Annotated in this window: 22 protein-coding genes; 1 reads left to right on the top strand and 21 read right to left on the bottom strand. The window is 50.1% G+C overall.

Annotated elements, in window-relative coordinates:
- Window positions 1-24: 24 nt before the first annotated feature.
- From nadA to pth, 20 genes are all read right to left on the bottom strand, one after another.
- The gene (gene nadA, locus ABEQ74_RS01555; RefSeq protein ID WP_430118738.1) at window positions 25-963 is read right to left on the bottom strand and encodes a quinolinate synthase NadA; all 939 of its coding nucleotides are present in this window, start codon (window positions 961-963) and stop codon (window positions 25-27) included.
- Window positions 964-1,308: 345 nt separating this feature from the next.
- Window positions 1,309-3,387, bottom strand: coding sequence for an ATP-dependent zinc metalloprotease FtsH (gene ftsH, locus ABEQ74_RS01550; protein ID WP_430118736.1), 2,079 nt, complete (start codon window positions 3,385-3,387; stop codon window positions 1,309-1,311).
- 99 nt (window positions 3,388-3,486) lie between these two features.
- A complete protein-coding gene (hpt, locus tag ABEQ74_RS01545) occupies window positions 3,487-4,026 on the bottom strand; it encodes a hypoxanthine phosphoribosyltransferase (RefSeq protein WP_430118734.1) in 540 nt (179 codons plus the stop codon).
- A 68-nt stretch (window positions 4,027-4,094) separates the two neighbouring features.
- Window positions 4,095-5,525, bottom strand: a complete 1,431-nt coding sequence (gene tilS / locus ABEQ74_RS01540) for a tRNA lysidine(34) synthetase TilS (protein WP_430118732.1) — start codon at window positions 5,523-5,525, stop codon at window positions 4,095-4,097.
- A 416-nt stretch (window positions 5,526-5,941) separates the two neighbouring features.
- The gene (locus ABEQ74_RS01535) at window positions 5,942-6,862 is read right to left on the bottom strand and encodes a serine/threonine protein kinase (protein ID WP_430118730.1); all 921 of its coding nucleotides are present in this window, start codon (window positions 6,860-6,862) and stop codon (window positions 5,942-5,944) included.
- On the bottom strand, window positions 6,846-7,586 hold the full coding sequence (locus ABEQ74_RS01530) for a hypothetical protein (RefSeq protein WP_430118728.1): 741 nt from the start codon (window positions 7,584-7,586) through the stop codon (window positions 6,846-6,848). Before ABEQ74_RS01530 ends, ABEQ74_RS01535 begins: the two co-directional genes overlap by 17 nt.
- A 166-nt stretch (window positions 7,587-7,752) precedes the next feature.
- Complete coding sequence (spoIIE, locus tag ABEQ74_RS01525) at window positions 7,753-10,263, bottom strand: stage II sporulation protein E (RefSeq protein ID WP_430118726.1); 2,511 nt, start codon at window positions 10,261-10,263, stop codon at window positions 7,753-7,755.
- A gap of 345 nt (window positions 10,264-10,608) precedes the next feature.
- Entirely contained in the window at window positions 10,609-11,097 is a 489-nt protein-coding gene (locus tag ABEQ74_RS01520; protein ID WP_009591896.1) for a S1 domain-containing RNA-binding protein, read from the bottom strand.
- A gap of 113 nt (window positions 11,098-11,210) precedes the next feature.
- Window positions 11,211-11,561 (bottom strand): FtsB family cell division protein, encoded by a 351-nt coding sequence (locus ABEQ74_RS01515; RefSeq protein ID WP_430118723.1) that lies wholly within the window; start codon window positions 11,559-11,561, stop codon window positions 11,211-11,213.
- An 11-nt stretch (window positions 11,562-11,572) separates the two neighbouring features.
- Window positions 11,573-12,142 (bottom strand): spore cortex biosynthesis protein YabQ, encoded by a 570-nt coding sequence (gene yabQ, locus ABEQ74_RS01510; protein WP_430118721.1) that lies wholly within the window; start codon window positions 12,140-12,142, stop codon window positions 11,573-11,575.
- Window positions 12,139-12,420, bottom strand: a complete 282-nt coding sequence (gene yabP, locus ABEQ74_RS01505; RefSeq protein ID WP_430118719.1) for a sporulation protein YabP — start codon at window positions 12,418-12,420, stop codon at window positions 12,139-12,141. Before yabP ends, yabQ begins: the two co-directional genes overlap by 4 nt.
- A 220-nt stretch (window positions 12,421-12,640) precedes the next feature.
- The gene (locus tag ABEQ74_RS01500) at window positions 12,641-12,919 is read right to left on the bottom strand and encodes an RNA-binding S4 domain-containing protein (protein ID WP_053490701.1); all 279 of its coding nucleotides are present in this window, start codon (window positions 12,917-12,919) and stop codon (window positions 12,641-12,643) included.
- Window positions 12,919-13,191 carry an HU family DNA-binding protein gene (locus ABEQ74_RS01495; RefSeq protein WP_053490702.1) on the bottom strand — a complete coding sequence of 91 codons (273 nt, stop codon included), beginning with the start codon at window positions 13,189-13,191 and terminating at the stop codon, window positions 12,919-12,921. The genes ABEQ74_RS01500 and ABEQ74_RS01495 overlap by 1 nt, the downstream gene beginning before the upstream one ends.
- A gap of 162 nt (window positions 13,192-13,353) precedes the next feature.
- Window positions 13,354-14,868, bottom strand: a complete 1,515-nt coding sequence (gene mazG, locus ABEQ74_RS01490) for a nucleoside triphosphate pyrophosphohydrolase (RefSeq protein ID WP_430118717.1) — start codon at window positions 14,866-14,868, stop codon at window positions 13,354-13,356.
- A 94-nt stretch (window positions 14,869-14,962) separates the two neighbouring features.
- Entirely contained in the window at window positions 14,963-16,642 is a 1,680-nt protein-coding gene (locus tag ABEQ74_RS01485; RefSeq protein ID WP_430118715.1) for a putative polysaccharide biosynthesis protein, read from the bottom strand.
- A gap of 197 nt (window positions 16,643-16,839) precedes the next feature.
- Window positions 16,840-17,382, bottom strand: coding sequence for a stage V sporulation protein T (gene spoVT, locus ABEQ74_RS01480; protein ID WP_430118713.1), 543 nt, complete (start codon window positions 17,380-17,382; stop codon window positions 16,840-16,842).
- A 353-nt stretch (window positions 17,383-17,735) separates the two neighbouring features.
- Window positions 17,736-18,821, bottom strand: coding sequence for a peptidylprolyl isomerase (locus ABEQ74_RS01475; RefSeq protein WP_430118711.1), 1,086 nt, complete (start codon window positions 18,819-18,821; stop codon window positions 17,736-17,738).
- Entirely contained in the window at window positions 18,805-22,332 is a 3,528-nt protein-coding gene (mfd, locus tag ABEQ74_RS01470; RefSeq protein ID WP_430118709.1) for a transcription-repair coupling factor, read from the bottom strand. The genes ABEQ74_RS01475 and mfd overlap by 17 nt, the downstream gene beginning before the upstream one ends.
- 186 nt (window positions 22,333-22,518) lie before the next feature.
- On the bottom strand, window positions 22,519-22,749 hold the full coding sequence (locus ABEQ74_RS01465; RefSeq protein ID WP_430118707.1) for an anti-sigma-F factor Fin: 231 nt from the start codon (window positions 22,747-22,749) through the stop codon (window positions 22,519-22,521).
- A gap of 124 nt (window positions 22,750-22,873) precedes the next feature.
- Complete coding sequence (pth, locus tag ABEQ74_RS01460) at window positions 22,874-23,434, bottom strand: aminoacyl-tRNA hydrolase (protein ID WP_430118705.1); 561 nt, start codon at window positions 23,432-23,434, stop codon at window positions 22,874-22,876.
- Window positions 23,435-23,540: 106 nt separating this feature from the next.
- Between pth and ABEQ74_RS01455 the strand changes: the two genes are divergently transcribed.
- On the top strand, window positions 23,541-23,741 hold the full coding sequence (locus tag ABEQ74_RS01455) for a hypothetical protein (protein ID WP_430118703.1): 201 nt from the start codon (window positions 23,541-23,543) through the stop codon (window positions 23,739-23,741).
- A gap of 152 nt (window positions 23,742-23,893) precedes the next feature.
- Here ABEQ74_RS01455 and ABEQ74_RS01450 read toward each other — a convergent pair whose 3' ends face one another.
- Entirely contained in the window at window positions 23,894-24,847 is a 954-nt protein-coding gene (locus ABEQ74_RS01450; protein WP_053490711.1) for a ribose-phosphate diphosphokinase, read from the bottom strand.
- Window positions 24,848-24,909: the final 62 nt, after the last annotated feature.

Below are 24,909 nucleotides of genomic sequence, written 5' to 3'. Positions count from 1 at the left end.
CTTTTCACGAAAGAGTAGCGCATGCTACTTCACCTGTAACATGCGCTCTAATGAAATTCTGGCCTTTTCGGCAACGACAGGCGGCACATAAATTTGCGGCTTCATCGTTTCCAGCGCCTTCACCAGCTTTTTGAGATTATTTACTTTCATATTCGGACATACCAGGAATTTTGTAGCGAAATGGAATGACTTATCCGGACTGTCCAAACGAAGCTGATAGCCAGTGCCGTCCTCCGTGCCTACGATAAATTCTTTGGCCCTTGAATTTTTGCAATATTCCAGAATAGCGGTTGTGCTGCCTACGAAATCGCCCATCTCAACGACTTCCGGTCGACATTCGGGATGCACTACAAATTCCGCGTGCGGATATTTGGCTCTCATCTCCACAACATCCTTAACCGTCAGCATGTCATGCGTATTGCAGTACCCTTCCCAGATAATCAACTTCTTGTCGGTATGCTGCTGAACATAGTGTCCCAGGTTTTTGTCAGGAACCCATATAATTTCGTCTGAATCCACCGATTGAATCACTTTCACCGCATTGGAAGAAGTACAGCAGATATCTGTTTCGGCTTTGATCTCGGCAGATGAATTAATATACGTGACCACTTTCGCATTGGGATGCTGAGCTTTCAACTTCCGCAGTCCGTCGACGTTCACCATATCAGCCATAGGGCAGCCAGCCCGCTCATCCGGAATCAGAACCGTCTTGTTCGGTGCCAGGATTTTCGCGCTCTCTCCCATAAAATGAACGCCGCAAAATACGATGACTTCCGCGTCGGTTTGTGCTGCCTTCTGTGCGAGCAAGAAGGAATCACCCCGAAAATCCGCGACCTCTTGTATTTCGTCCCGTTGATAATAATGAGCCAAAATAATAGCATTGCGTTCCTTCTTCAGTTCCATTAACCGCTCTCGCAGTTCGCGATTCTGCTCTGCCTTACGCTCCAGTGCCAAAGCTTCCATGACAGACCCTCTCCCTTTATGTAGTCCGGCTAGCCAATAAAATGACCATATGATAATACAGCCTGGCTGTAGGCCAATGGATGTTTATACGATGATGCAGCCTGCCTATATGCCAATAGACGACCATATGATGTTGTAATCTGGCAGTTAGCCGCTTGAAGATGATATGACTTTTAGAACGGCTTCCATCTTTGTGAAAGGAAGCGCATCCTTATTTAACAACTAATGTACACGTTCATTCTGCTCCCTGTCAATGTGACGGAAAGCACAAAAAGAACCGGAAAACGAATTATCGTTCTCCGGTTCTTTGATTTCATTCGGTATTCGATGTTTTATCGGCGATTATCAGGTTAAACTGCTGTTACCGCCGTCCGATCCGCCTGGAGGATCCTTGCGTTCGGAATCCTTGCTCTCCGGCTCGGGATCATTCGGACCCATCGGGTTGTTCGGAATTTCATCCGTCGGAGCCGGCTGTCCGCCTTCGTCTTTCCCCTGGATACGAACTTTTACATCACCAATGTTGTCGATGATTGGCTCACCGTTCTCGGAAGAACCTTCGCCTTCACCTTCACCACTGCTGCCGTTGCCTTCTGCTGATCCGGTCTCAATGAGATTCTTGATTTGCTCAAGCTCCAGTGTTTCCATCTCCAGGAGCGTATTGGCAATCAGATGAACCTCTTTGGAGTGCTTGGTCAGGATATCTTTACATTTCTCATAGCAAGCGTTAATGAAACGCTGCATTTCCTGGTCGATCTCATAAGCGATTTGATCACTGTAGTTCTGCTCGTGTCCAATATCGCGTCCAAGGAACACTTGTCCTTGAGATGTACCGAACTGCATCGGTCCAAGCTTCTCACTCATACCGTATTCAACAACCATGCTGCGGATAATGCCTGTTGCTTGCTGGAAGTCACTGTAGGCTCCGGTTCCGATTTCACCAATGAACAGCTCCTCAGCAACACGCCCGCCAAGCAAACCGGTTACGCGATCAAGCAGTTCCTGCTTCGTCACGAGCATCCGATCTTCCTTCGGCATCATAATAACATATCCACCAGCACGGCCACGAGGGATAATCGTTACCTTATGCACCGTATCCGCATGCTCAAGGAAGTAACCTACAATGGTGTGTCCTGCTTCATGATAAGCGACGATTCGTTTCTCGCGGTCACTGATTACGCGGCTGCGCTTCTCTGTACCCACGATGACGCGGTCAATCGCCTCATCGACTTCTTTCATGGAAATATCTTTACGGTTACGACGGGCCGCCAGTAGAGCTGCCTCGTTCAAGAGGTTCTCCAGATCGGCACCCGTAAAACCGGTTGTACGTTTGGCGATGATGTCGAGTTTAACATCCTTCGTCAATGGTTTGTTGCGAGCATGAACCTTCAGTACAGCTTCACGGCCCTTCACATCCGGGCGATCCACGGTAATCTGACGGTCAAAACGTCCCGGACGAAGAAGCGCCGGGTCCAAGATATCAGGTCGGTTCGTTGCAGCAACGATGATAATACCTTCGTTTGCTCCGAAACCGTCCATCTCAACCAGCAATTGGTTAAGCGTTTGCTCACGCTCGTCATGTCCGCCGCCGAGACCGGCGCCACGCTGACGACCGACAGCATCAATCTCATCAATAAAGATGATACATGGAGCATTCTTCTTCGCGTTCTCAAACAAGTCACGTACGCGAGAAGCACCGACACCGACAAACATCTCAACAAAGTCGGAACCGGAAATACTGAAGAACGGAACTCCCGCTTCGCCTGCAACAGCACGTGCCAGGAGCGTTTTACCGGTTCCCGGAGGACCCACAAGCAATACGCCCTTCGGAATGCGCGCGCCAACCGTGTTGAACTTGCGCGGATCTTTCAAGAAGTCAACAACCTCAACAAGCTCCTGCTTCTCTTCGTCTGCTCCGGCCACATCTTCAAATGTAATCCGCTTCTTCTCTTCATTATATAAGCGGGCTTTGCTCTTGCCAAAGTTCATTACTTTGCCGCCGCCGCCCTGAGCCTGATTGAACAGGAAGAAGAACAGAACAAACATAATGATGAGCGGAATAAAGGATGAAAGCAATGTCAGCCATATGCTTTGGCCTTCCATTGGCTTCATGGTCAGCTTGACATTGTTGCTATCACTGGCAGCAGTCAGCTCTTGCATGGCTGCATCAGTAGCAGGAATATAGGTCGAGAAATTCTCCGATTTCTTCTCTGCGGGAATCTCCCTATACTTACCGGTCACCAGATAAGCGTAACCGTCAAATTGTACCGTCATTTCCTCTATGTTGTTAGCTTTGACTTCCTGCCGCAGTTCATTATAACTAGGGGCTTCGGCTTGCTCGCCACCATTGGTGACGAATTGGACTATACCCACCACGACTAAAAATAGAATCAAATAAAAACCAGAATTCCGGATGAACCGACTCATCCCCTACCTCCTCTCAAGACACATAAGATATTTTACCACAGCCTGTCTGGCCATCTCAACAAAGGGCCCCCAAGCTGTGGCAGCAGCCCGCTTTTGCGTTTAACTGCTGTAGATTTCCGGCTTCAAAATCCCGATGTAAGGGAGGTTCCGGTAATGCTCGGCATAATCAAGTCCGTATCCGACAACAAAAGCGTCAGGAAGTACGAATCCGGTATAATCAGCCTGCAAATCCACCGTGCGGCGTGCCGGTTTGTCAAACAGGGTAACAACGCACACCGATTTTGCCTTTCGGCTCTTTAGAAGCTCAATCAAATGGCTCAGCGTAAGACCGCTGTCGATAATATCCTCCACGATGAGAACATCCCTTCCCTCAACGGAGGCGTCCAGATCTTTAATGATCTTGACTACGCCGGAGGATTTGGTGGACGCTCCATAGCTGGATACTGCCATAAAATCCAACTCAAGAGGTACTGTTATGGATTTAACCAAGTCGGCCATAAAAATAAACGCACCTTTAAGAACGCAAATTACGAGGGGATTGCGTCCCGCATATTCGGCGCTAAGTTTGGAACCGAGTTCCTTAATTTTTGCGTGAATCTCTTCTTCACTGATGAGTATTTCCTGAATGTCATTCTGCAACTTAAGTGGACCTCCTACGTTTATACTATGAAAGCGTGAAACGGGCCATTCTTCGTTTTACACTTGCCTTAAGCATCCGATAACTCCATTCGGAGAATTCGCGATGTGTGCCGCCCGCAAGCGGCATGAACGGAACGTCGTACACCTGGAATCCATACAATGATGCCGGAACCGTCACAAACAATAGGAATCCGGGCGCGGACAGATGGAGGGATTTTCTCATCAATGAGAATATCTTTCACCTTTTTGCTTCCGTTTAATCCCATGATCTTCATCTTGTCTCCCGGCTGTCTGTTACGCACAGTTAAAGGAAACCGCAGCTCATCTGCATCAAATTCCGCTGCAAAGGCCGATGGTCCGAAACCGCTCCGGCTTTGGCTGTCTATCCTTAACGATAGTTTGAGCATTTTTCCGATTTCCTTAATATACTGCTCCGAAACATCAGGAGAGTCAAGCGTGTATATGTACTGTCCCTGTTCTTCTGGAGGCTTAGGCCAAAACTGGATCACTCCATACTCGCGAACACAGGTAATGCCGTCTCCCAGATCCCGCCGCCAGTTACTTCGCTGGTCGCTAAGAATGCCTTGGCGCACCGATTCAATCTTGACAAAATCGGCATTTTCCTGATCTGAGGGCAGGTAATTTAATATTAGTTTAATCAAACGCCGTTGTAAAGCGACATGTAAGCTCAAAAAGGAAGGCGCGTCAAAAGCGAGCCTCCCATCGTTCTCCTGCACCATACTCCGAAATTGCTTCGCAGCTTCAAGCTCCACAAAATCATCCTCCTGCTGGACGATTTCGGCCAGGTGATTGAGGGAGGAGGAGAACTGCCCATTGTACCGCTCGAGAAATGGCAATACTTCAAGGCGAATCGCATTACGGTGATACTTCGTCTGCAGATTACTGTGATCCACGACATACGGGAATTCGCATACGCGGCACAGTTCCACGATATCCGCCTTGTACATACGAAGGAACGGGCGGATAAGTTCCACATTTTTTTCTGTGCGTTTCATTTTCATGCCGGAGAGTCCTGACAAACCGCTTCCGCGCAGCAAACGCATCAACACGGTCTCGGCTTGATCATCCGCATGATGGGCTAGAGCTACGGAGCGGGCCCCGTATTTCTGCGCGGTCTGCAGCAAAAATTCATACCGCTTCTCTCTTGCAGCCTCCTGGCCCCCTTTTCCGCTTTCCTCCATATATGCAGGAATATCAACGAACGCCGTTTCGATCGGAAGCGAAAGCGACTCGGCAAGCTCCCGCACCATCACTGCTTCTTCATCCGATTCGGACCGAAAACCATGATGCACATGGGCACAGATTAATCGGAGCGACGTACGGTGCAGAGATATTTCATGCAGCACATGCAGAAGTGCGACGGAATCGGGTCCGCCTGAAACGGCAACCACGATGCCATCGCCCTCTGACCACAGTTCGAATTCTGCAGCTGTACGTTCCACCTGATTAACGAATGTCCGTAAATAATTCTGTTTCACTTCCAGGTCCCCTTTAGAGGTTGTTCAAACAGCCCGCTTTTGATAAGAAAACCCCTATCGAGGCTACTTCAAGGATGAGCGACCGCGCTGCATAGGTAGGTTTTCTTGCGATATAGAATTTTATCAGTTCCACTGATAACTCATAAATTCTATATCTAACACGAAGTGAATCAGGAAGCCACTCGGCATCGAATCTTGAATTCAGCCGGGCCTAAGCAGATGCTTTCGAAGTATGTTTCCTGCGGAAACATTTCAGGTGCTCACGTACCCAAGCGTACGCTCCATTCCTGACGTCCCTAGTTTCATCCAACTGAAGCGTTTTGAAAAAACGCACATCGGGAGCATAAGCTTCGGTGCTGAAAACCGACCTTTTTGAACTCGCACCTTTATGAACTCCCCAAGACAAAGTAACAATATCATGAGCGGAAGAAGAAATAAATGGCGCAAGCCATAATGACTAGTGACAAAGCAAATGCATTTTTCAGCCAACGCGGAGTATGTCCGGGCATACGGTGCAAGCTCCGGCTTGAGCCCTCATATATTCGCCTTCTCCACTCGTTCAACGCTTCCCGTGAATCCGCGAACTCCCCGGATAATGCTGTGTTTAACCATATCGCATAGGGTTTAAACACGGGGTTTCTTCGCAGTATCAGCTGCAGATCTGCAACACTGCGGGTCTGTGGTAGCTGACTTGATGCCTCCCTTAGCGATTTCTCATCCAGCAGGCCGATACACATCACGGCAAACGAGAACAAATCATAGGATGCATCGCCGGTTCGGCTCCCGGCATTCCAGTATCCCCGATCATACCACTCCGTAAACTGCTTCACACTACGACCGAAGGCGCTGACGCCTCCATAATCGATTAGCTCGACTCTTCCATAAGCTGAAACCATTACGTTATCCGGCTTCAGGTCTCCGAATGCATAACCGGAAGCATGCAGAACTGCCAGTTTCTCCAACAGCTTCAGACCTACCAGACCGATCCATTCGATACCGCGCTTTCGAATAAAGCGATGCATCGGACTTCCCTCAATGTAACGCATGACATAGAAGGAAACCTCGCCGCTGCCATCATGATGATCGTCCGCCTCCACAAGGTAAGGATCAGGCATCTGTTCCTTCAACGCGTTCAGCACATTAATTTCGGATTGAAGATCCAGAGCGTCATGGCCTACCTTTAAAGCATAACGCTCACGTACTCCTGCCCGGTGGACCAGATACACCTTGCCGTTAGCTCCCTTACCGAGCATGCGTTCCACGATGTATCGGCTGTTCCGCCATTTGCCCGTAATTACGGTTCCTGGCGGATAACCCGGGTTAGACAACGTAGTCACCGAGCATCCCTTCCTCTGGGCCGGAATGATCCCGCCATGATTGATTACCCTCTAGTGTACCATATCGGTAAAATTCAATCACCTTTAACAAAGCAGGCCCGGTCGGTGTTGCGCCCTTCATCTGCAATCTGCTGAACATGCTCCGGACTCCGTCCAGATCAGAGGTCCAGTTTACATCGTTCACAACAGTTTCGCCGCTATGTTTTCCAGGAAAATGGAATACAGACAGTTGGCTTGAGCCTACGCGCGCTTTCAAACTCAGCATCAGGTCGCGAATCGCTTCCTCAACGGCAGCCAGCTTGGGCTTCATGCTTGCACTTGCATCAATAAGCAGTGCAACTTGAAGCGCCGACGTTTCAGCCAGCTCATCTACCACTTCAACGACTTGTGAACGCTTGTCCGGCGGAAGCTCCTCCAGCGACCCTCCTCCTAAAATCTGATGTATCTCTTTATTTACCGCTTGCTGGATCGTCTGAACCACCGTTTTTCGAGTCATCATCTGTATCGTCTGCGCCAGCTGCGGTGTGCCTACGATCCGGTGGATGCCTCCTCCCGCTTTGGCTATTTCCTTAATCTCCAGTCCCCCAAGCTCACCGATCGTCCCATAATCAAGAACCCCTACCACGTTAACTACAATGCCTTCCTGGAGTGCGTGCGCAGCAGCCAGCACCGGGCTGGTCCCAACATTTGAACATCCATCCGTAATGAGCAAAATCTGCTTCATCCTACTCATACCTCCCGTCTCATCTATCCTATCGATTTGACTTCTATCTCTATCATTTCCACCTTCAAGAGAGTTCAAACGATAAATAGGAAGAATGCACGGAAAAGATTTATGAACACCGGGTTCCTCCATTTCCCGGGCAATCGCTTATAGTCAATCTACAAGATCAGCTAACCGTCCGCGGCCGCTCCATACGGGCAAAGCCGGGAACATGGACATTGGACCACTGCGGATGGAAATGATCGACGCGACCTACCACCACCGTCATATCATCATGGATTTGATTCTGTTGATAGCGAATGACCTTCTCAAGCAAGCAATCGGCAATTTCCTGCGGATCCTCGCTGTTCACTTCTTGAATCATTCGCTTCATCCACAGCTCCTTATTCACCGCATATCCAGGAGCATCATAAATGCCATCTGTCATCATAATGAGAACATCGCCGGCTTGCAGCTGTATGGACACCAGGTCCACTTCAATATCCTGAATGATGCCGATCGGCAGATTGCTGGCCGAGACCGGAATCACCTCTTGCCCCCGCTTTATAAAGCTGGGAGTCGAGCCAATCTTCATAAAGGTTGTCTGCGCCGTATATTGATCAATTAACGCCATGTCGACGGTAGCATAGACTTCATCCGGCGAACGCAGCATCAGAATCGAGTTAACCGATTTAATGGCTAGCTTCTCATCCATGCCTGATTGAAGCAGCTGCTCTAATATATTCAAAGCCGAGCTGCTCTCAAGCCTTGCCCTTTCTCCATTCCCCATGCCATCACTAAGTGCTACCGCAAATGTCCCGTTACCCAATTCAACCGTACTAAAGCTGTCCCCAGACAATATATCCCCGCCTTTAGCCGCGCCAGCGACCCCCGTCATAATTTCAAATGTTTTGGCTGAACCGAAGCGCACAGTGGCCAGTCCGTCCCTTGGGTGGGTGATGGTCTCTTCCATTACAGCAATGTGCTCCCCGAGAATGTCAGACAGCAGCGGACCAATAATCTTTCTGCATTCGTCATAGCCTCTTGTGTAGGCATGAACAATCTCAATCTCAACCTGCCCGGAATCCAAACTGATGATATCGATGCCTTGGATCGATAATCCCAGCTGTTGCAGTGCCTCCCGGATCTGTTCCTCCTGTATATGCATTGTTTGGCTTTCCCGTTTAATCTCTCGGGCCAAGTCCTCCATAACCTGCGAGACTCCTGACAATTGTTCCGCGACCAGGTGACGACTATCGTATATTTGCCGTTTCCACTGCATATCATGTTGGTAGAGATGATACTGCTGCTTCAAAATACCAAGCACCTCTTCCTTCTTAACGCAAATCCGGCTCCATTCCGGCGGCAGCTCCTCCGTATCCATCTCGGGATTCTCTTCGATGGAGGTCATCATGTCGGTCATATATTTATAAGTCTGGTAGAACTTCATATCCCAGCACTGATTGCGTTTATAACATGCTGCACAGCTTCCTTCCGCTACGGCATTCATAAAATGATTCATCTCTTCTGTCTGCTTGCCCGGAGGTTGCATGACCCCTGATGTTTGTCCAAAGCTTTGGGAGAGCTGACGGAAGACTCGTGAGAACTGAGTCACCCGATCCGCTGTAAGATCCCGCACCCGCTTAGCATATTCATGCTGTGAACGGGTATGGTCCTGCGTGCCCGGCACATATTTGCCTACTGCCTGCATCACTTGCTTCGGTGTGATGAGGAACAGCACGATGGCCGCACAAGTTTCCCATGTGGAGATCATCACTTCACCGGGATTACTGAAATAGATGGAGAGAATGGTAGCACCCAGCAGCATCCCTAGTGAAACCCCGCCCTTCTTCCCTTCCTTCAGCATACCGGCGAGCATCCCTGAAAACGCGAGCAGACTCATCTGGGAGAAAGCCGAAATATTAGCCAGACTGAGAATCAATCCCGTCACTACGCCAACTGAGGCCCCCAGCGGAGCACCCCCGACCAAGGCAAACACCAGAATTAAATACCGGGATAGAATATGCTCGATCGACAGGGATTGGACGGTCCAGCCAACCGCGCCTGTCATCACGGATGCCAGCAGGATGATAATACATAGAATCTCTTCATTGCGGAGCGTATACTTTTTTTTGCGAAGCGTCAGCACGGGAATGGCCTGGATAAAGACCAGCGTCAGGACAAAACTAAGCACGGCGTTTAAGGTAAGCATCATCATGGAATACCAGGTAATACTCGGACCGATGAGAACGCTGAACAAATTCACAAAAAAGCTGGAGACAAATACCATCAAAGGTGCATAGGACAATTCAGCTCGGTCATAAGTCTCTAATCCTCGCAGCATAAAATAAATGATCAGAATCTCGCATGGTACCATCCATGCCACTGGCGAAGACGCAAATAAACTTCCTGCCATGATCGCGACACCTACCGGCAGCAGAACATCGCGGCGCATAAAGGCAATGACTGCGAAATAAGCTGCTGCAAACGGAGAGAGCTCTCCCAGAATCATAGCTCGTCCCAGCAGAAACCCCATGAAGGTCAGTAAGATCATCCACTTCTTAGCCGCCAGAAAGTCAATGGGACGCTGGAGGAATGGCAGCTTGCCTAAACGCTCTGTTACCCGGGCACGTATCGAGCCCGCTCCTCCTTTAACTGCCTCAGTACCCGGAAACATCACCAAATTTCTTTTATCCATTGCGCTGGCACCCCACTCTTCACGAATTTGTTGGTCCCATTATAAAACCCCCATTCAGGAAAGTTTGTCAGAACACCGGACAAGCCCCAAAGAAATTTCCGACAAAATCAACGTGCCTTGCGAAGGTTCGGGAAAAGGACGCTCGCTCCCTGCGCCCAGCGGTGTTCACACCCATCAAGCTTTAGAGTTTCCGGCATGTCATTTCCCGAATTGAGGCGGACACCCCGCTCCCATTCCACATGAGGGGGGCGTAAATTGCGTAGGAACCTGTCGGACCCTTGGATACAACGACAAAAAAACCGCAGAAGGTAATTTCCCTCTGCGGTCAGTTTATATTTTATCGAATTACATACGTTTGGCTCCGCGTCCACCGCGTTTGCCTTCCGTATTCTTCTTAAGCGAAGAGATTCGTTCTTCACTATCTTTCAGGAAGCGTGACATTTTATCCTCAAATGAAGGCTTGTTGGCCGCAGGCTTAAACGGGCGTCCACCGCGTTCACGGTTGAATCCTCCTCCACCGCCACCTCCGAATCGTTCTCCGCCGCCTCCACTGCGTTCCGGTCTCGGTGCGCGGGGTGGACGACTTTCAGAAGCCGGCTTGTCGACAGCCTGCTTAATGGAAAGACCGATCTTGCCATCCTTATCGACATTAATGACCTTCACGGTAACGACATCGTTGATCTTCAAATGATCATTGACATCCTTAACGTAGTTGTCGGCGATTTCCGAGATGTGAACGAGACCCGTGACACCTCCTGACAGATCCACAAATGCTCCAAAATGCGTTATGCCTGTCACCTTGCCCTCTAACTTGGTGCCCACTTCAATTGCCATAGAATAAAATGATCCTCCCTTAAAAATATACAGTCCGATTTAATATCGCGCTGCGGTGATTTGATTATACGATAATGACCTAAACAAGGTCAACAGACGTCTGTCATGCCCGATTAGGGCGCTTCGCCCGAATTCTGAGGCTGAATGATCGGCGTCTCGTTTGGCAGATACAGTCCAAACTTCTTGCGGGCAATCTGCCCAATATATTCAGGGTCCTTCAATCGCTCCACTTCATGGGTAATCTGCGTCAGCGATTGTTCTACGGACTTATAATCCTCTTTCTTCTGAGTCAGCGCTTCATTCTGATTACGGATGCGGTCATTCTGGGACCAAAGCGTCGAACCTGCCCAGATCAAAAACAGCGCCATCATCGCCACAAACATTCTTTTACGCCGGCGGGCGCCTTTGTTCTTTGTCTTGGTTTGTTGGGGAGCCTGCTTCGACGGATCAGCAAATCTTCCCATGACCATACCTCCTAAAACCAGCGTTTCCACGCCTTAATAACCTTGTCCGCAAATTGCTTGTACCATGCAGGCAGCCTGATTCTGGATGTGATGGGTCTCAGCATCCATTTCAATAGCCGCCAAAAAGGCATGAGGCATTTAAGTATTAAACGCAACAGCGACAGGAGAAACCTCCATAGAAACCTTAGTAATCCTAAACACAACATCAGGATTCCTATAATCGGATTCCACAGCAACATACGGAACAGCTTGTACAAAAAGGACAGCAAGCCTTTTGTCACCTGAATTAACATTACCACAAAACGCTGGGTTATGACACTCCATAATAAAAAATAGATCCAAACCCCTATAAATAGCCCAACAAACACATAAAAACGAAGCTGTCCATTGTTGGTCTCATACAGCATGCGAAAAATGAAGAAGGCTGCCGCAATCCAATAAAAGAAATCAAGGGCATGCTTGGACCATGACGGGAATCGGAGCTGCCCTGCCAGCACCCGGTAGCTGTCAAAGGCGACGCCCATCGCCGCTCCGGAGAAGAGCATCCAGAGCAGCGTGATCCACTGTACGCTGGGGTTCATTTAAACAGCTTGCCCAGCAGACTCTTGTTCTTGGCCTGCGAACCGGGGTTCAGATATATCAGCGAATGCACCTGACCTTCAATCGATAAAAGCCCCTCTTCCAGGCTGAGATTCTTAATATGTAAATTCTGGCCTCGAATTGTGAGATGACCCAGTTCCGTTTGGAGCAGAAACTCCTCACTGTCAAAGCTCTCTACATTCTGGACGCCCGTAATGTCCAGCAGCTTTCGGTTCTGCATCTTCAGGTCATGAAACTTGCCCTTCCCTTGGTCGATCATGGCATGTACCCCTCCTTTTAACAATAGCTTATGGGAAGGTGCCTGTCTTTAGAACTGGAAGAAGAGTCACGCTTCATGAAAGATCGCTGCGCTGCCGGAAAGGACTTACCGAAAGGGACGGGCTTGAAACACCCTATTCTATATACACATCTTAAGGAAAATAGAAACGCCCCCCGCACCATATGGTGTGAGGGACGTTCCACGGAGGGGATCAGACTGACTACCAGTCCAATCCGCGATCCTTTACGATCGGTTCTTCCTTGACCAAGGTATAGAGGCTGGTTGCCTCCTCTTTACGGGTTGTCTCGGTAAGACGCTCGACCCGGACGGTCACCAGCTTCTGGCCAAACTGAACGGTGATCTCATCGCCCAATTTAACCGTGCTGCTCGGTTTCGCCTCACGGCCATTGATCAGTACCCGGCCTTGATCCGATACATCTTTCGCTACGGTGCGCCGCTTGATTAACCTCGATACTTTCAGGAATTTATCGACACGCATTATTTTACAGCTTCTTTAAGTTTGTTCCCTGCCTTGAATGCAGGTACGTTGGATTCTGGAATTTCGATTGTGTTGCCAGTTTGCGGGTTGCGGCCTGTGCGTCCAGCGCGCTTGCGAGTTTCAAATGTGCCGAAACCGATCAATTGAACTTTATCGCCATTAGCCAACGCGTCGGTGATTTCACCAAGGAAGCCGTTCAATACGTTCTCTACATCTTTTTTTGTCAATCCGCTTTTGCTGGAAATGTTGTTGATCAGATCTGTTTTGTTCATGAATTAAATCCTCCCAATTATCAGAAAAATATTAAATTTCGGTTATTCGGTTATACCGCCTTGCCTCTGGCAAGGTTTCACCATACATGATTATTCTGGATGCCTTGCAGAATTCCTGCCGTGATTCGCTATTTTTTTTAATTTTCACGCCTTATGCTGCTTTTACGCGTCGCTGCTGCCACTGGTTGCCATTCCTGACTTGGCCGCCTGCCAAAGAGCTTCCATTTCATCCAGCGTGCTCTCTTGCAAAGTTTTACCCTGAGCAGCAAGCTGCTGCTCTATGTAGCTGAAGCGAGCAACAAACTTCCGATTGGTTCTCGAAAGTGCTTCTTCCGGGTCCGCTCCGATAAATCTTGCCGCATTCGAGACGGCGAACAACAGGTCTCCCAGCTCCAATGCCGTATCCCGCTCCGATTGCCCCTCCGCTACTGCCTGCCGCAGTTCGCCGAGTTCTTCTTCAATCTTCTGGAATACACCCTCGATATGATCCCAATCGAACCCGACCTTGGATGCTTTCTTCTGGAGTTTGTACGCCTTCATCAATGCGGGAAGATCCCGCGGTATGCCTTCCAGTGCCGAGGCTTTCTCCGGGGAGAGCCCCTTGCGGCGTTTCTCCTCAGCCTTCATCTGTTCCCAATTCTGCAGGGCGGACTCTGCATCCTCGGCATGGCTCTCGCCAAACACATGCGGGTGGCGGTAGATCAGCTTGTCATTCAGAGCCTGAATCACATCATACACTGTAAACGTGCCCAGTTCCTCTTCCATCTGGGAATGAAGCATGATCTGCAGCAGCAGATCTCCGAGTTCTTCCTGCATATGCTCAGGGTCATCCTCATCAATCGTCTCGAGCACCTCATAGGTTTCTTCGATCAGATTTTTGCGGATAGACTCATGGGTCTGCTCACGATCCCATGGGCATCCCTCAGGACTGCGAAGAATGCCGACAATCTCATGCAGCCTGGCAAAGGTTCGCTGCCGAAGCTTGCTGTCATCACTCCGGGGCACGTAGACAAGGGATAGGTTTCCATATCCTTCGATACGATCCAGCTCATACAATGGCACGTGCTCGATGACTTCCTCGCCTTCAACGCCCAGAGCATGGCCGACAATGACCGGATAATCATCCGGATACAGCTCCATCAGCGCCAGCTTCACTTCAGAAGCGGTAAACATATCATACACCTGGCCAATCAAGGTATGCAGCTGCGGCTGAACAAGACTTGCTCTGAGCTCAGCAGCATCAAGAAGCTGAAAGCCCTCAATGGGATCGAAACCAAGACGGACGAATGCCTCGTCCAAAAAGCTCTCGCCGCCGAGCACCGTAAGCGTCACATTCTGCTCAGGGCAGCGTTCCCGCAACAAACGGACTGTGGCTTCTGCTACCATCGGATGTCCCGGTACCGCATAGACCAGCTCTTGACCTTCATCACCGGCTTTGGCCAGATTGATTAATGCGGAAGCAATGGATTCGTACACCTCAGGAAAGGTGTCATGCGCTTCATACAAATGGTCAAACGAGTCCGGATGTACCTCAAGTTCGTTGAGCGCAGCGATAACCGGATGGGATAATGTGCGGACATATACCTTCGATGCACGCTGCATGGTTTTTAGGATACCTATCGTCAATCGATCCGGATTGCCCGAACCCAGGCCGACCACCGTAATGGATGCACTCATAACACTACTTCCTTTCGCTCTTCATCCGCCTTGTCGACGTCATTATCGTACACTACTATATCACAGAAGATCAAACATCACACGTCTGCCCTGCCTAGCGCAGCACACGCATAAACCGCAAGAAGGCAGATATCGGTCTGCCCAGCTTCGGCAGCTGCGCAAGCTCCTCTTCCGTGAGGAGCCTCGTGAGCGCTGCGCCGATGAGAAAGGCCAGTCCACCGGCCGCAACGCCGCCAAGGCTCATGGCGGCGTAGGCAAGGCGCCCGGGGGCGAAGCCAATGACCACCAGCATGCCGCTGATTGCCTTACTGGCACCCCAGGCGGCGAGCCCCACCGCGGCGAGAACCAGCAACGTCCGTGCGAGCATGCCGCCGCCATCAAGCCTTGCTCCCGCACGGCGCGAGAGCAGCAAGAGGTTGAGCGCTGCGGCCGCCAAATGGGCAGCCACGCCGGCGATCGCGGCCCCGGTAATACCTAGCAGCGGCACCAGCAGCAGATTGAGCAGCAGCTTCAGTCCCGCCGCAGCGAGCAGATGAAATGCCGGGGCTCTCACGATGCCCATGCCTTGCAGCAGCGCAGCCGTAATCGTACTCAATGTGCCCCCGGCAGCCGTGAATGCGATCACTCGCATCGTCACCGTCCCTGCGGTATCTTCGTACAGCATAATATTGATCGGCTCGGCCAGCACGGCCAAGCCGACTGATGCTGTCATCCCGATCAGCCAGAACCAGCGAAGCGCCATCCGGGTCTGGCCTTGGGCCCGGTTTAGCTCTCCCCGGAACTTGGCTTCAGCCAGGGCCGGGATGAACAGAACCGACAGGGAAGCCGCCAGCATGGTAACCAGCTGAACCAGCGGCAGCCCGCGGTTATAGATTCCAAACTGAGCCATTGCCAAGTCTTCCCCGAGCCCGCTGGAGGCCAGCAAACGGGGCACGGTGAAAGTATCCACCAGCCCGATAAGTGGAACGGCGAGCAAGCTAAGACAGACCGGGATACCATAGGCAAACAGACGGCGGATGAGAACGCCCGCCCTCTCCTTGCCCACACCTGCCTGCATTTCCGAATCCTCTAACGCAGGCGACGTGCTTCCTTGCTGTGTCTCTCGCCGTGCTTCTCCCCGATATGAGCGGACATGACCACGCCAATACAGCATCATCACCATCAGCCCGGCTGCACCGCCGGCGGCAGATCCGAGCAGAGCCCCCGCTGCAATCATATCGGCATCCGCACCGGTATGAACCATATAGAGCAGCAGGGCAATCATGACCCCGACGCGAACGGTCTGTTCGGTAACCTGAGACATGGCAGTCGGCATCATCTCATGAAGCCCCTGAAAATAACCACGCAGCACGGACATCCAAGGAACGAAGGCCAGTGCCAGCGCACCTGCACGGAGAGCGGGAACCACCTGGCTGCTTCCGATCCACTGCCCTATCCATGGAGCACAAGCATACATCAGTAAACCCAGAATCACCCCGAACAACACCAACACGACGGAAGATAAACGCAGCAGCCGATGCGCGTCCTCGGTACGCCCTTCCGTCTCATACTCGGCCACATATTTGGAGACGGCTGCAGGAAAGCCGATGGCTGCAACCGTAATGATCATCATGTAGAACGGATAAACCGTGTTATAAATGCCGAATACCGCATCTCCGCCCATATTTTGCAGCGGTATCTTTTGCAATGTGCCAATCAGCTTGGACAGCACTGCAGCCGCACCGAGAATAAATGCTCCCTGCAGCATCCTTGCTCCTGTTTGATCTGGTTTCATTTCGCTTCCTGTCCCCTAGTCACACTACCGGATTACAGACCAACATTTTCTTGCAATGCTGTCATGTGTACCTCCATTATAACCAAGGGTGGAAGCGCGGCACAAAAAAGCTGGACAATAAAAACTCCCTGCTGTCGATTGACCCTTTTGGATCAACGTTCAGCGGGAGTCTTTCATCCAAGGAGCGTATCCTCGTCTTACTGTTCCATTTGCTTGCCGAGGAAGCCCGCGGCGGTTTCAGACATTTTCACTTCCATCTCACCCATGTTTACGGATTCGTCCTTGTTCAGCAGTACAACACAGCCGATCGGGTCTCCTCCTGCAACGATAGGTGCAGCCACGAAAGCAGACAAGGCTTCCGGGTTGTCTTTGCCGATCTCATAAGTGCCGCTGTTGCTTTCAAGCACCGTTTTGCGATTCTCCATGCAGTTCTCCAGAAGATTGCCGATCGGCTTGTCCAAGTACTCTTTCTTGGAGCCGCCTGCTACGGCGATAAATGTATCACGGTCCGATATAATCGTGATGTGACCTGTGCTCTCATAAAGGGATTCTGCATATTCCTTCGCAAAATCGCCCAATTCACCAATTGGCGAATATTTCTTCAGAATGACTTCTCCATCCCGGTCAACGAAAATTTCGAGCGGGTCGCCTTCGCGAATCCGCAATGTGCGTCTAATTTCCTTTGGAATGACCACGCGCCCGAGGTCATCAATACGGCGGACGATACCAGTAGCTTTCATGTCACTTGTTGCCCCACTTTCATAAGAAGATTTTTCAACTACTGTTCCATTCGAGAAGAGGATGTCCCCAGGTATTTAAGAGTTAATGTCTGACCATAGTATTCATCCATTCCCAATTCCTTATACATCATCTACCCTCGGTTGGTTGCGAAATCCAAAAATAAATATCGCCTCAGGTAAGGCTTGATAAGCCCTCCATGCCCTCTTTCGGGGAGAAAAAATCCATAACGCGCTCATTCACACGTTATGGATTCTATAAAATCCCATCCTTAGGTCAAGACATCAACAAGTGACTCTGCATGATTCATGACACCAAAAAAGCACTAATCAGGCTGAGATATTTGACCTTCTACCTATTTACCTGTATCTTCCTTGCCAGTATCCGGTGTCTTCTGGCCTTCTGCTGGTTTATCGGTTGCCCCGTCTTTCTTGTCGGTGCCTGTACCTTCAGCTGGCTTGTCCGTCTTCTCATTCTTCGGCAGGTTCATGCTCTCAATCAGGCCATTGAGCTCATTCTGCATAAAGTTATCGATCTTCGCCGAAGCCAGCTCGTTCCGAATGCCCTCTTTCTGATCGGCCGGAAGCTTGTCGTATGTCACTTCCTCACGCTTCTCGACCTTCATCACATGATAGCCGTAATCGGTCTCAACCGGATCGCTGATTTTGTTCAGCTCCAGGGTCAGCGCTTTTTCCTTGAATTGGGGCACCCAGGTACCGGCTGGCTTGTTCTCATACAGGCCGCCCTTGTCCTTGGAGCCCGGATCCTCGGAATATTCCTTCGCTACCTTGGCGAAGTCTTCCCCCTTATTGAGCTTGGCTTGAACTTCCTTGGCAATTTTGAGTGCCTCGCCTTCTGCTCTTTCCTTACCTTCCGGATCTTTGAAGCCAATCAGGACATGACGAACACTAATATTGGTGTAATCCTTCTTGTTCGCCTCAAATTCCTTCTTGATATCCTCTTCGGAGACCTGGCTCTTCTCTTGCTCCATGACGGTAAATACGCGCAGCATATAGTTTCTCAAATCCTGCTCTTCCAATTTCTGTGATGCGAGCACGGACTTGAACTGCTCTTCGCCCATTCCGTTTTTATATTGCTTCAACAGATCATCGGCTTGCTTCTCGGCCGCTTGCTTGGATTTATCATCCGCTTTGCCGTAGAGGTATTCGTAGGCTACCCCTTGCTTCGCCAAATACTCCTTAAACTCATCCATTTCCAAAAATTGGGCATATTCCGGGGACATGACCTTGACCACACGCTGCTCCAGGTCAAATTCCTTCTCGGTCATTTCGCCACCCTTATATTTGACGATGACTTTACTGTTATCTTCTACTTTTTCTTTAGCCTTGTCGTTTCCGCACGCGGCGATCATCGACATGGATAGTACCGCTGTAATCGATACAATAAATGTCTTCCATGCCTTGTTATTTCTTGACGGCATTTTGTAGTTCTCCCTTCAGGTTGAATGGCTCTCGTGCAGCCTCCAGGAATTGCTCCAACAATTCTAATAATTGTTGATCGCTGAGCCCTTTACCCTTGATCCGTATGACCATATTGGGCCCTTTTTCAAATTGTACACGTCTTTCAAAGAGATTTCCAATCTGCGCAAGTCCTGCCGTGTTAACCGCCTTATCCTGCCCTTCATAGAACTGCAGCAGGACGTCATCCCCTCGCTGGGTGATCGAATCGATCCCATACATACGGCCGTAAACCTTCAAGCGGGATACGGCGAGCAGGTTACTTACCGCAAATGGCAGCTCACCAAAGCGGTCAAGCAGCTCATCTTCAAGCTCAGCCGATTCATCAATCGACGAAACGACAGCCACTTTTTTATAAATTTCGATTTTTTGAATGCTGTCATAGATATAATCCGATGGCAAATAGGCGTCGATGCCAAGGTCAATGGATGTGTTCCAATCCTTCGAAGGCAGGGACGGCTCTCCCAGCATGCTGACTTTGCGTTTCTGGATTTCCTCTGCCAACATCTGCGAATAGAGGTCGAAACCGACGGAAGCAATAAAGCCATGCTGCTCGGCTCCAAGCAAGTTACCGGCTCCGCGAATCGACAGGTCTCGCATCGCAATCTTGAAACCGGAGCCAAGCTCCGTAAATTCTTTAATAGACTGCAGCCGCTTCTCGGCCACTTCAGTCAGTACCTTGTCACGCTGGTACGTGAAATAAGCATAAGCGATCCGGTTGGAACGCCCCACGCGCCCGCGCAGCTGGTACAGCTGGGAGAGACCCATTTTGTCAGCATCATGCACAATCAGCGTGTTTACATTCGGGATATCGACACCCGTTTCAATAATGCTCGTACTTACCAATACGTCGTACTCGCCGTCCAGGAAGTCGAGAATGGTCTTCTCGAGCTCGGTCTCGGACATTTGGCCGTGGCCAACACCCACCCGGGCATCGGGCACCAGCATGGATATTTGTGCCGCCATTTCCTGAATGCCCTGGACCCGGTTGTAGAGATAGTAAACCTGTCCGCCCCTAGCCAGTTCCCGCTCGATCGCTTCCCGCACCAAAGTCTGGCTGTGCTCCACGACATACGTCTGCACCGGAAAGCGGTTCTCCGGCGGCGTCTCAATGACGGACAAGTCCCGGACACCGAGCATCGACATATGCAGGGTACGCGGAATCGGCGTTGCCGTCAGCGTGAGTACGTCCACATTGGTTTTCAGCTTCTTCAGTTTCTCCTTGTGCGTAACGCCGAACCGCTGCTCTTCATCCACGATCAGGAGTCCCAGATCCTTGAACACAATATCCTGGGACAGCAGGCGATGGGTCCCGATTAATATATCGACCGTGCCCTGTTTAACCTTCTTGATCGTCTCATTCTGCTCCTTACGACCGCGGAAACGGCTCAGCACCTGAATATTAATCGGGTAATTGGCGAATCGCTCGCGGAATGTCTCATAGTGTTGCTGGGCCAAGATCGTTGTCGGCACCAGAACTGCAACCTGCTTTCCTTCAATCGCAGCCTTGAATGCAGCACGAACCGCCACTTCCGTTTTACCGTAACCTACATCACCGCACAACAACCGGTCCATCGGACGGTTCTGTTCCATATCTTTCTTGATTTCGGTAATTGCACGAAGCTGATCGGGTGTCTCGTCATAAGGGAACATGTCCTCAAATTCCTGCTGCTCCGACGTATCCTTCTCAAACCCGTACCCCGGTGCGGACTGACGCTCAGCATACAATTTAATCAGATCGTCAGCGATATCCTGAACGGAAGAACGAACCTTGTTCTTGACCCGGGTCCATTCGTTCCCGCCCAGCTTATAAACCTTGGGCTCCTTGTCTTCAGAACCGACATATTTCTGGATCAGATCGATCTGCTCAATCGGAACGGACAGCTTATCGCTGCCGGCGTACAAAATATGCATGTAATCCTTGTGGATTCCATTGATTTCAAGCGTTCCGATACCCATATATTTCCCGATCCCGTGGTTTTGATGCACCACATAATCGCCCACTTTGAGCTCGGTGTAGCTCTTTATGCGCTCTGCATTATCCATATTTCGGGTCGTTTTCCGCGTTTTGCGCTGCTTCGAGGAGAACATCTCGTTCTCGGTGATAATGACCGTGTGGACCGAAGGCATCTCAAAGCCATTCTGAAGATGTCCCTCATACATAAGCGGTTCTTCGATTCCATAATCCAGCAATACCCGCCGCATACGTTCCATCCGCTCGGCATCGCCCGCCAGCATCATGACCTGAACACCCGATTTCTTCCAGCGCTCCATTTCGGCCTTAAGCACATTCATCTGGCCATGGAAATCCTGCATACCGCGTGTCACCAGGTTGACGATATTCTGCGGCTGCATTCTCGGCACCTGACGCAAGAAAATAGAAATCAAGAGGCTCTGATAAGGATGCTGATAGATCAGCTCCTCGGTTTCCAGCGATAATGGAAGATCGGGCAGCGACTTGCCATTCTGCATAAGATGCAAATTCCATTCGGCTTCATCCCGTTCAAGCTGCTTGGCTGTTTCCAGCAGACGGGCAGGCTCATCCATAATAAGAATGGTGTCCTTCGGCATGTAATCATACAGACATGTCTTCTCCGGATATAACAGAGAAATATATTTATAGATCTCAGGGAAATAGATCCGCTCACGCAGCATTTCCACTTCCCGGTGTATTTCTTCCCGGAGGCGAAGCTTGGCCTGGCGGTCACTCATGCGCTCGAGCTGCGCTTCCAGCTGTCTGGCGACCGTATCTGCTGTACGGTTAAGCCGCTCTGAATCCGCAATAATTTCCTTGCAAGGTGTAATCGTAACTTCGCGCACCTTATCAACGGAACGCTGATCTACCGGGTCGAAGGTACGGATCGAGTCAATATCTTCATCAAACAGCTCGACGCGGTACGCCATAGTTGTTGTCATGGGATAAAAGTCAATAATACCACCGCGGACACTCATCTCCCCGCGACTCTCCACGCGCTCCACCCGTTCATAACCCATCCCAATCATTTGGTTCAGGAAAGAATCAAGCTGGAGAGTCCCGCCGTCATGGAGCACAATGCGGGCATCAGCCATCACTTCCGGAGCAGGAAGAAGACGACGCACACCCGAAAAAGGCGCAACGACAACACCCCGAAAGCCTCTTGCACATTGGACGAGTACATCTATCCGCTGCGCGAGCGTCTCGGGGCTTGAAACTGCGGACTCGGCCGCCACCAGTTCGTTCGCCGGGTATAATAACACTTGTTCGGGTGAGAGCGCTTCCTGCAAATCATCCGCAATCTTCTGGGCTGAGAACATATTATGGGTGACTACAAGCAGTGGGCGCTGTTGGTCTTGGTGGAGTGCAGCCATTAAGATTTGTCTGGACGATCCGGAAAGACCGGAGATCAATTGCTCCCTCATGCCGGCTTGAACGCCAGCCGTTATGGATTTGAAATCCGAATCTTTCGAAAATACATCAATAAGTGCTTGTAACAAAAGGGGGCACCTCTCTTATGCAAAAGAAATGAATTTCTTAAACTCTATTTCTCATGGGATTTTGGACAATTGCCAAAAAATCATAATCGAAAAGAAGCCTTGAGCAAAACTGCCAAGGCTAGAGCAGCGACAGGGACTGCCGCTGTATGTCTTCTACCAAAAAACATCTTGTATTCCATTATACGCTTATTGTAAGGGATTTGCCAAAAGACTGAGTTCCGGATGAGCTTCCAGCGCTTCTCGGCAATGGTCGCAGGTTACCCGAACCATGACCTCTCCGTTAAAATCATACGCTATTATATCCCTGCGTTCCTCAGCGGTCAAGGAATCGAAACCGAGACGAGCATCGGATATGTCATGGGAATCAATGCGGCCCTGAAACGCTCGACAGTGTCTGCAAACATAAGTTATCGCCATCATATGCCTCCTGAAGGTCGTATATACCTTCAGTATGCCCGAGTTTTCCTTGTTTAAGACGCAGGTCCCCTTCGTAACCGAGGGCTGGGCCATCTTCGAAATCCCTTGAATCTGACACCCTACTCTACTTGTTAAACTTGGCCATTGTCTGCTCAAAGGTATGATCCAGACTGAATTCCAAAGCATCACACGTTTCTTCCACCATATTCTGCAGTAGTTCCCGCTCTTTCTTCGGGAAGGTTCCCAGCACATAGTCCACAATGGCATAACCCGGCTCTGGCCTCGATATGCCCATACGGACACGGTTAAAGCTCTGCGTGCCTGTATGCTGAATGATCGATTTGATACCATTGTGCCCTCCGGCGCTGCCCTGATATCGCAAACGAATTTTGCCAACGGCGGTGTCCAAATCATCATAAACCACAATCATATCTTCTAAACTCACTTTGTAATAATCCATGTAGGCGCGAACTGCTTCGCCTGATAGGTTCATATACGTCATCGGTTTAATCAAAACCGTTTTATGACCCGAGATCATGCCCTCGGCGATGACCGACTTGCATTTATTCTGATTAAACTTCATGCCGTGACGTTCTGCCAAAGCATCCAGCGCCATGAAACCGACATTGTGCCTAGTCTTCTCATAATTTGGTCCGGGGTTGCCCAGTCCGACGATCCATTTCATCACAGGTTGATTCCTTTCACGATTTATACTTTCTTCTTTGTCCATTTCTGAGTACAATATGAACAAAACCCATTGGCGTATGCCCTCTAAGAAGGTGAAATCGGCATTGAATACGAATGAACGAAAGTTAACGCATCACAGCCATTTTCAGTACCACATGAAGCATGGCATCCCTGTTCAAGTCTATGAACTCGGCTCTCATATAGACATTGGACTCATTACAGCAGTTGATGCCTATTTTGTCGAGCTTGAGGGTACGCTTTACAACCGAGGCACATTTACTTTCATATCGAGACCCGGGTACTGACAGGATAGGCCGATTCCAAGCAGGCCCTAATCATGAAAACGTTTTCTTCCCGACTATGCTACACAGCTGGATGGATGACCTGCATCCTCTCCATAGCCGACAAGGGTTACATCTCTTATGAAGGAGATGTAACCCTGCCTTTACACGGTTTATTATTCTATCTCAAACAGTTTGCTGATCGACAATTCCTCGTGAACCCGGATAATGGCTTCGCCCATTAACGGAGCAACCGACAGCACGGTCAGCTTGCTGCTTGGGTTCGGATGGGTAATCGGAATAGTGTCTGTTACGACAACTTCCTTGAGCGGAGAGTTCTCCAGACGTTCATGTGCCGGACCGGAAAGAACCGGGTGGGTACAGCATGCATAGACTTCCTTGACTCCACCTTCCATCAAGGCATTGGCACCCAGCACAATCGTGCCTGCCGTATCAATGATGTCATCAATCAGAATAGCCGTCTTGCCTTCGATATTCCCGATAATGTTCATCACTTCGCTGACATTCGGCTCAGGGCGGCGCTTATCAATAATGGCAAGCGGCGCATTCAGGAAATCAGCAAGCTTTCTGGCGCGTACCACCCCGCCGTGATCCGGAGAAACAACGACAGGATTCTCGATTTGTTTCGAACGGAAATACTGGGCAAGGATCGGCACGCCGAGCAGATGGTCCACCGGAATGTCGAAGAAGCCCTGAATCTGCATCGCATGCAAGTCCATCGTAATAACACGATGGGCGCCTGCTTTTTCGATCAGGTTTGCAACCAGTTTAGCGGTGATCGGATCCCGCGAACGCGCTTTGCGATCCTGACGGGCATATCCGTAGTAAGGAATAACCACGTTGATGCTCTTCGCCGATGCCCGCTTAAGCGCATCCACCATAACCAGCAGCTCCATGAGATTATCATTTACCGGCAAACAAGTAGACTGCACAATATAAACATGACAGCCCCGTACGCTCTCGGAGAGCTTTACTTGAATCTCGCCGTCGCTAAAGCTGGTTGTATGTGATTCCCCCATCGGAATACCGATATAATCAGCGATTTGATGGGCAAGTTTAGGATTGGAATTACACGTGAATATTTTTAATTTCGAATCAAGATAAGTCATAGAATAAAAACCCTCCGTGCTGGTTCGTTGAATTAGGCTATCCGATCACCGCTTCACTCTTA

This window comes from Paenibacillus solani (assembly GCF_050475945.1).
GTDB lineage: Bacteria > Bacillota > Bacilli > Paenibacillales > Paenibacillaceae > Paenibacillus_AQ > Paenibacillus_AQ solani_A.
Note: the sequence above shows the minus strand (reverse complement) of the source record. Positions and strands in the feature narration are given on the sequence as shown.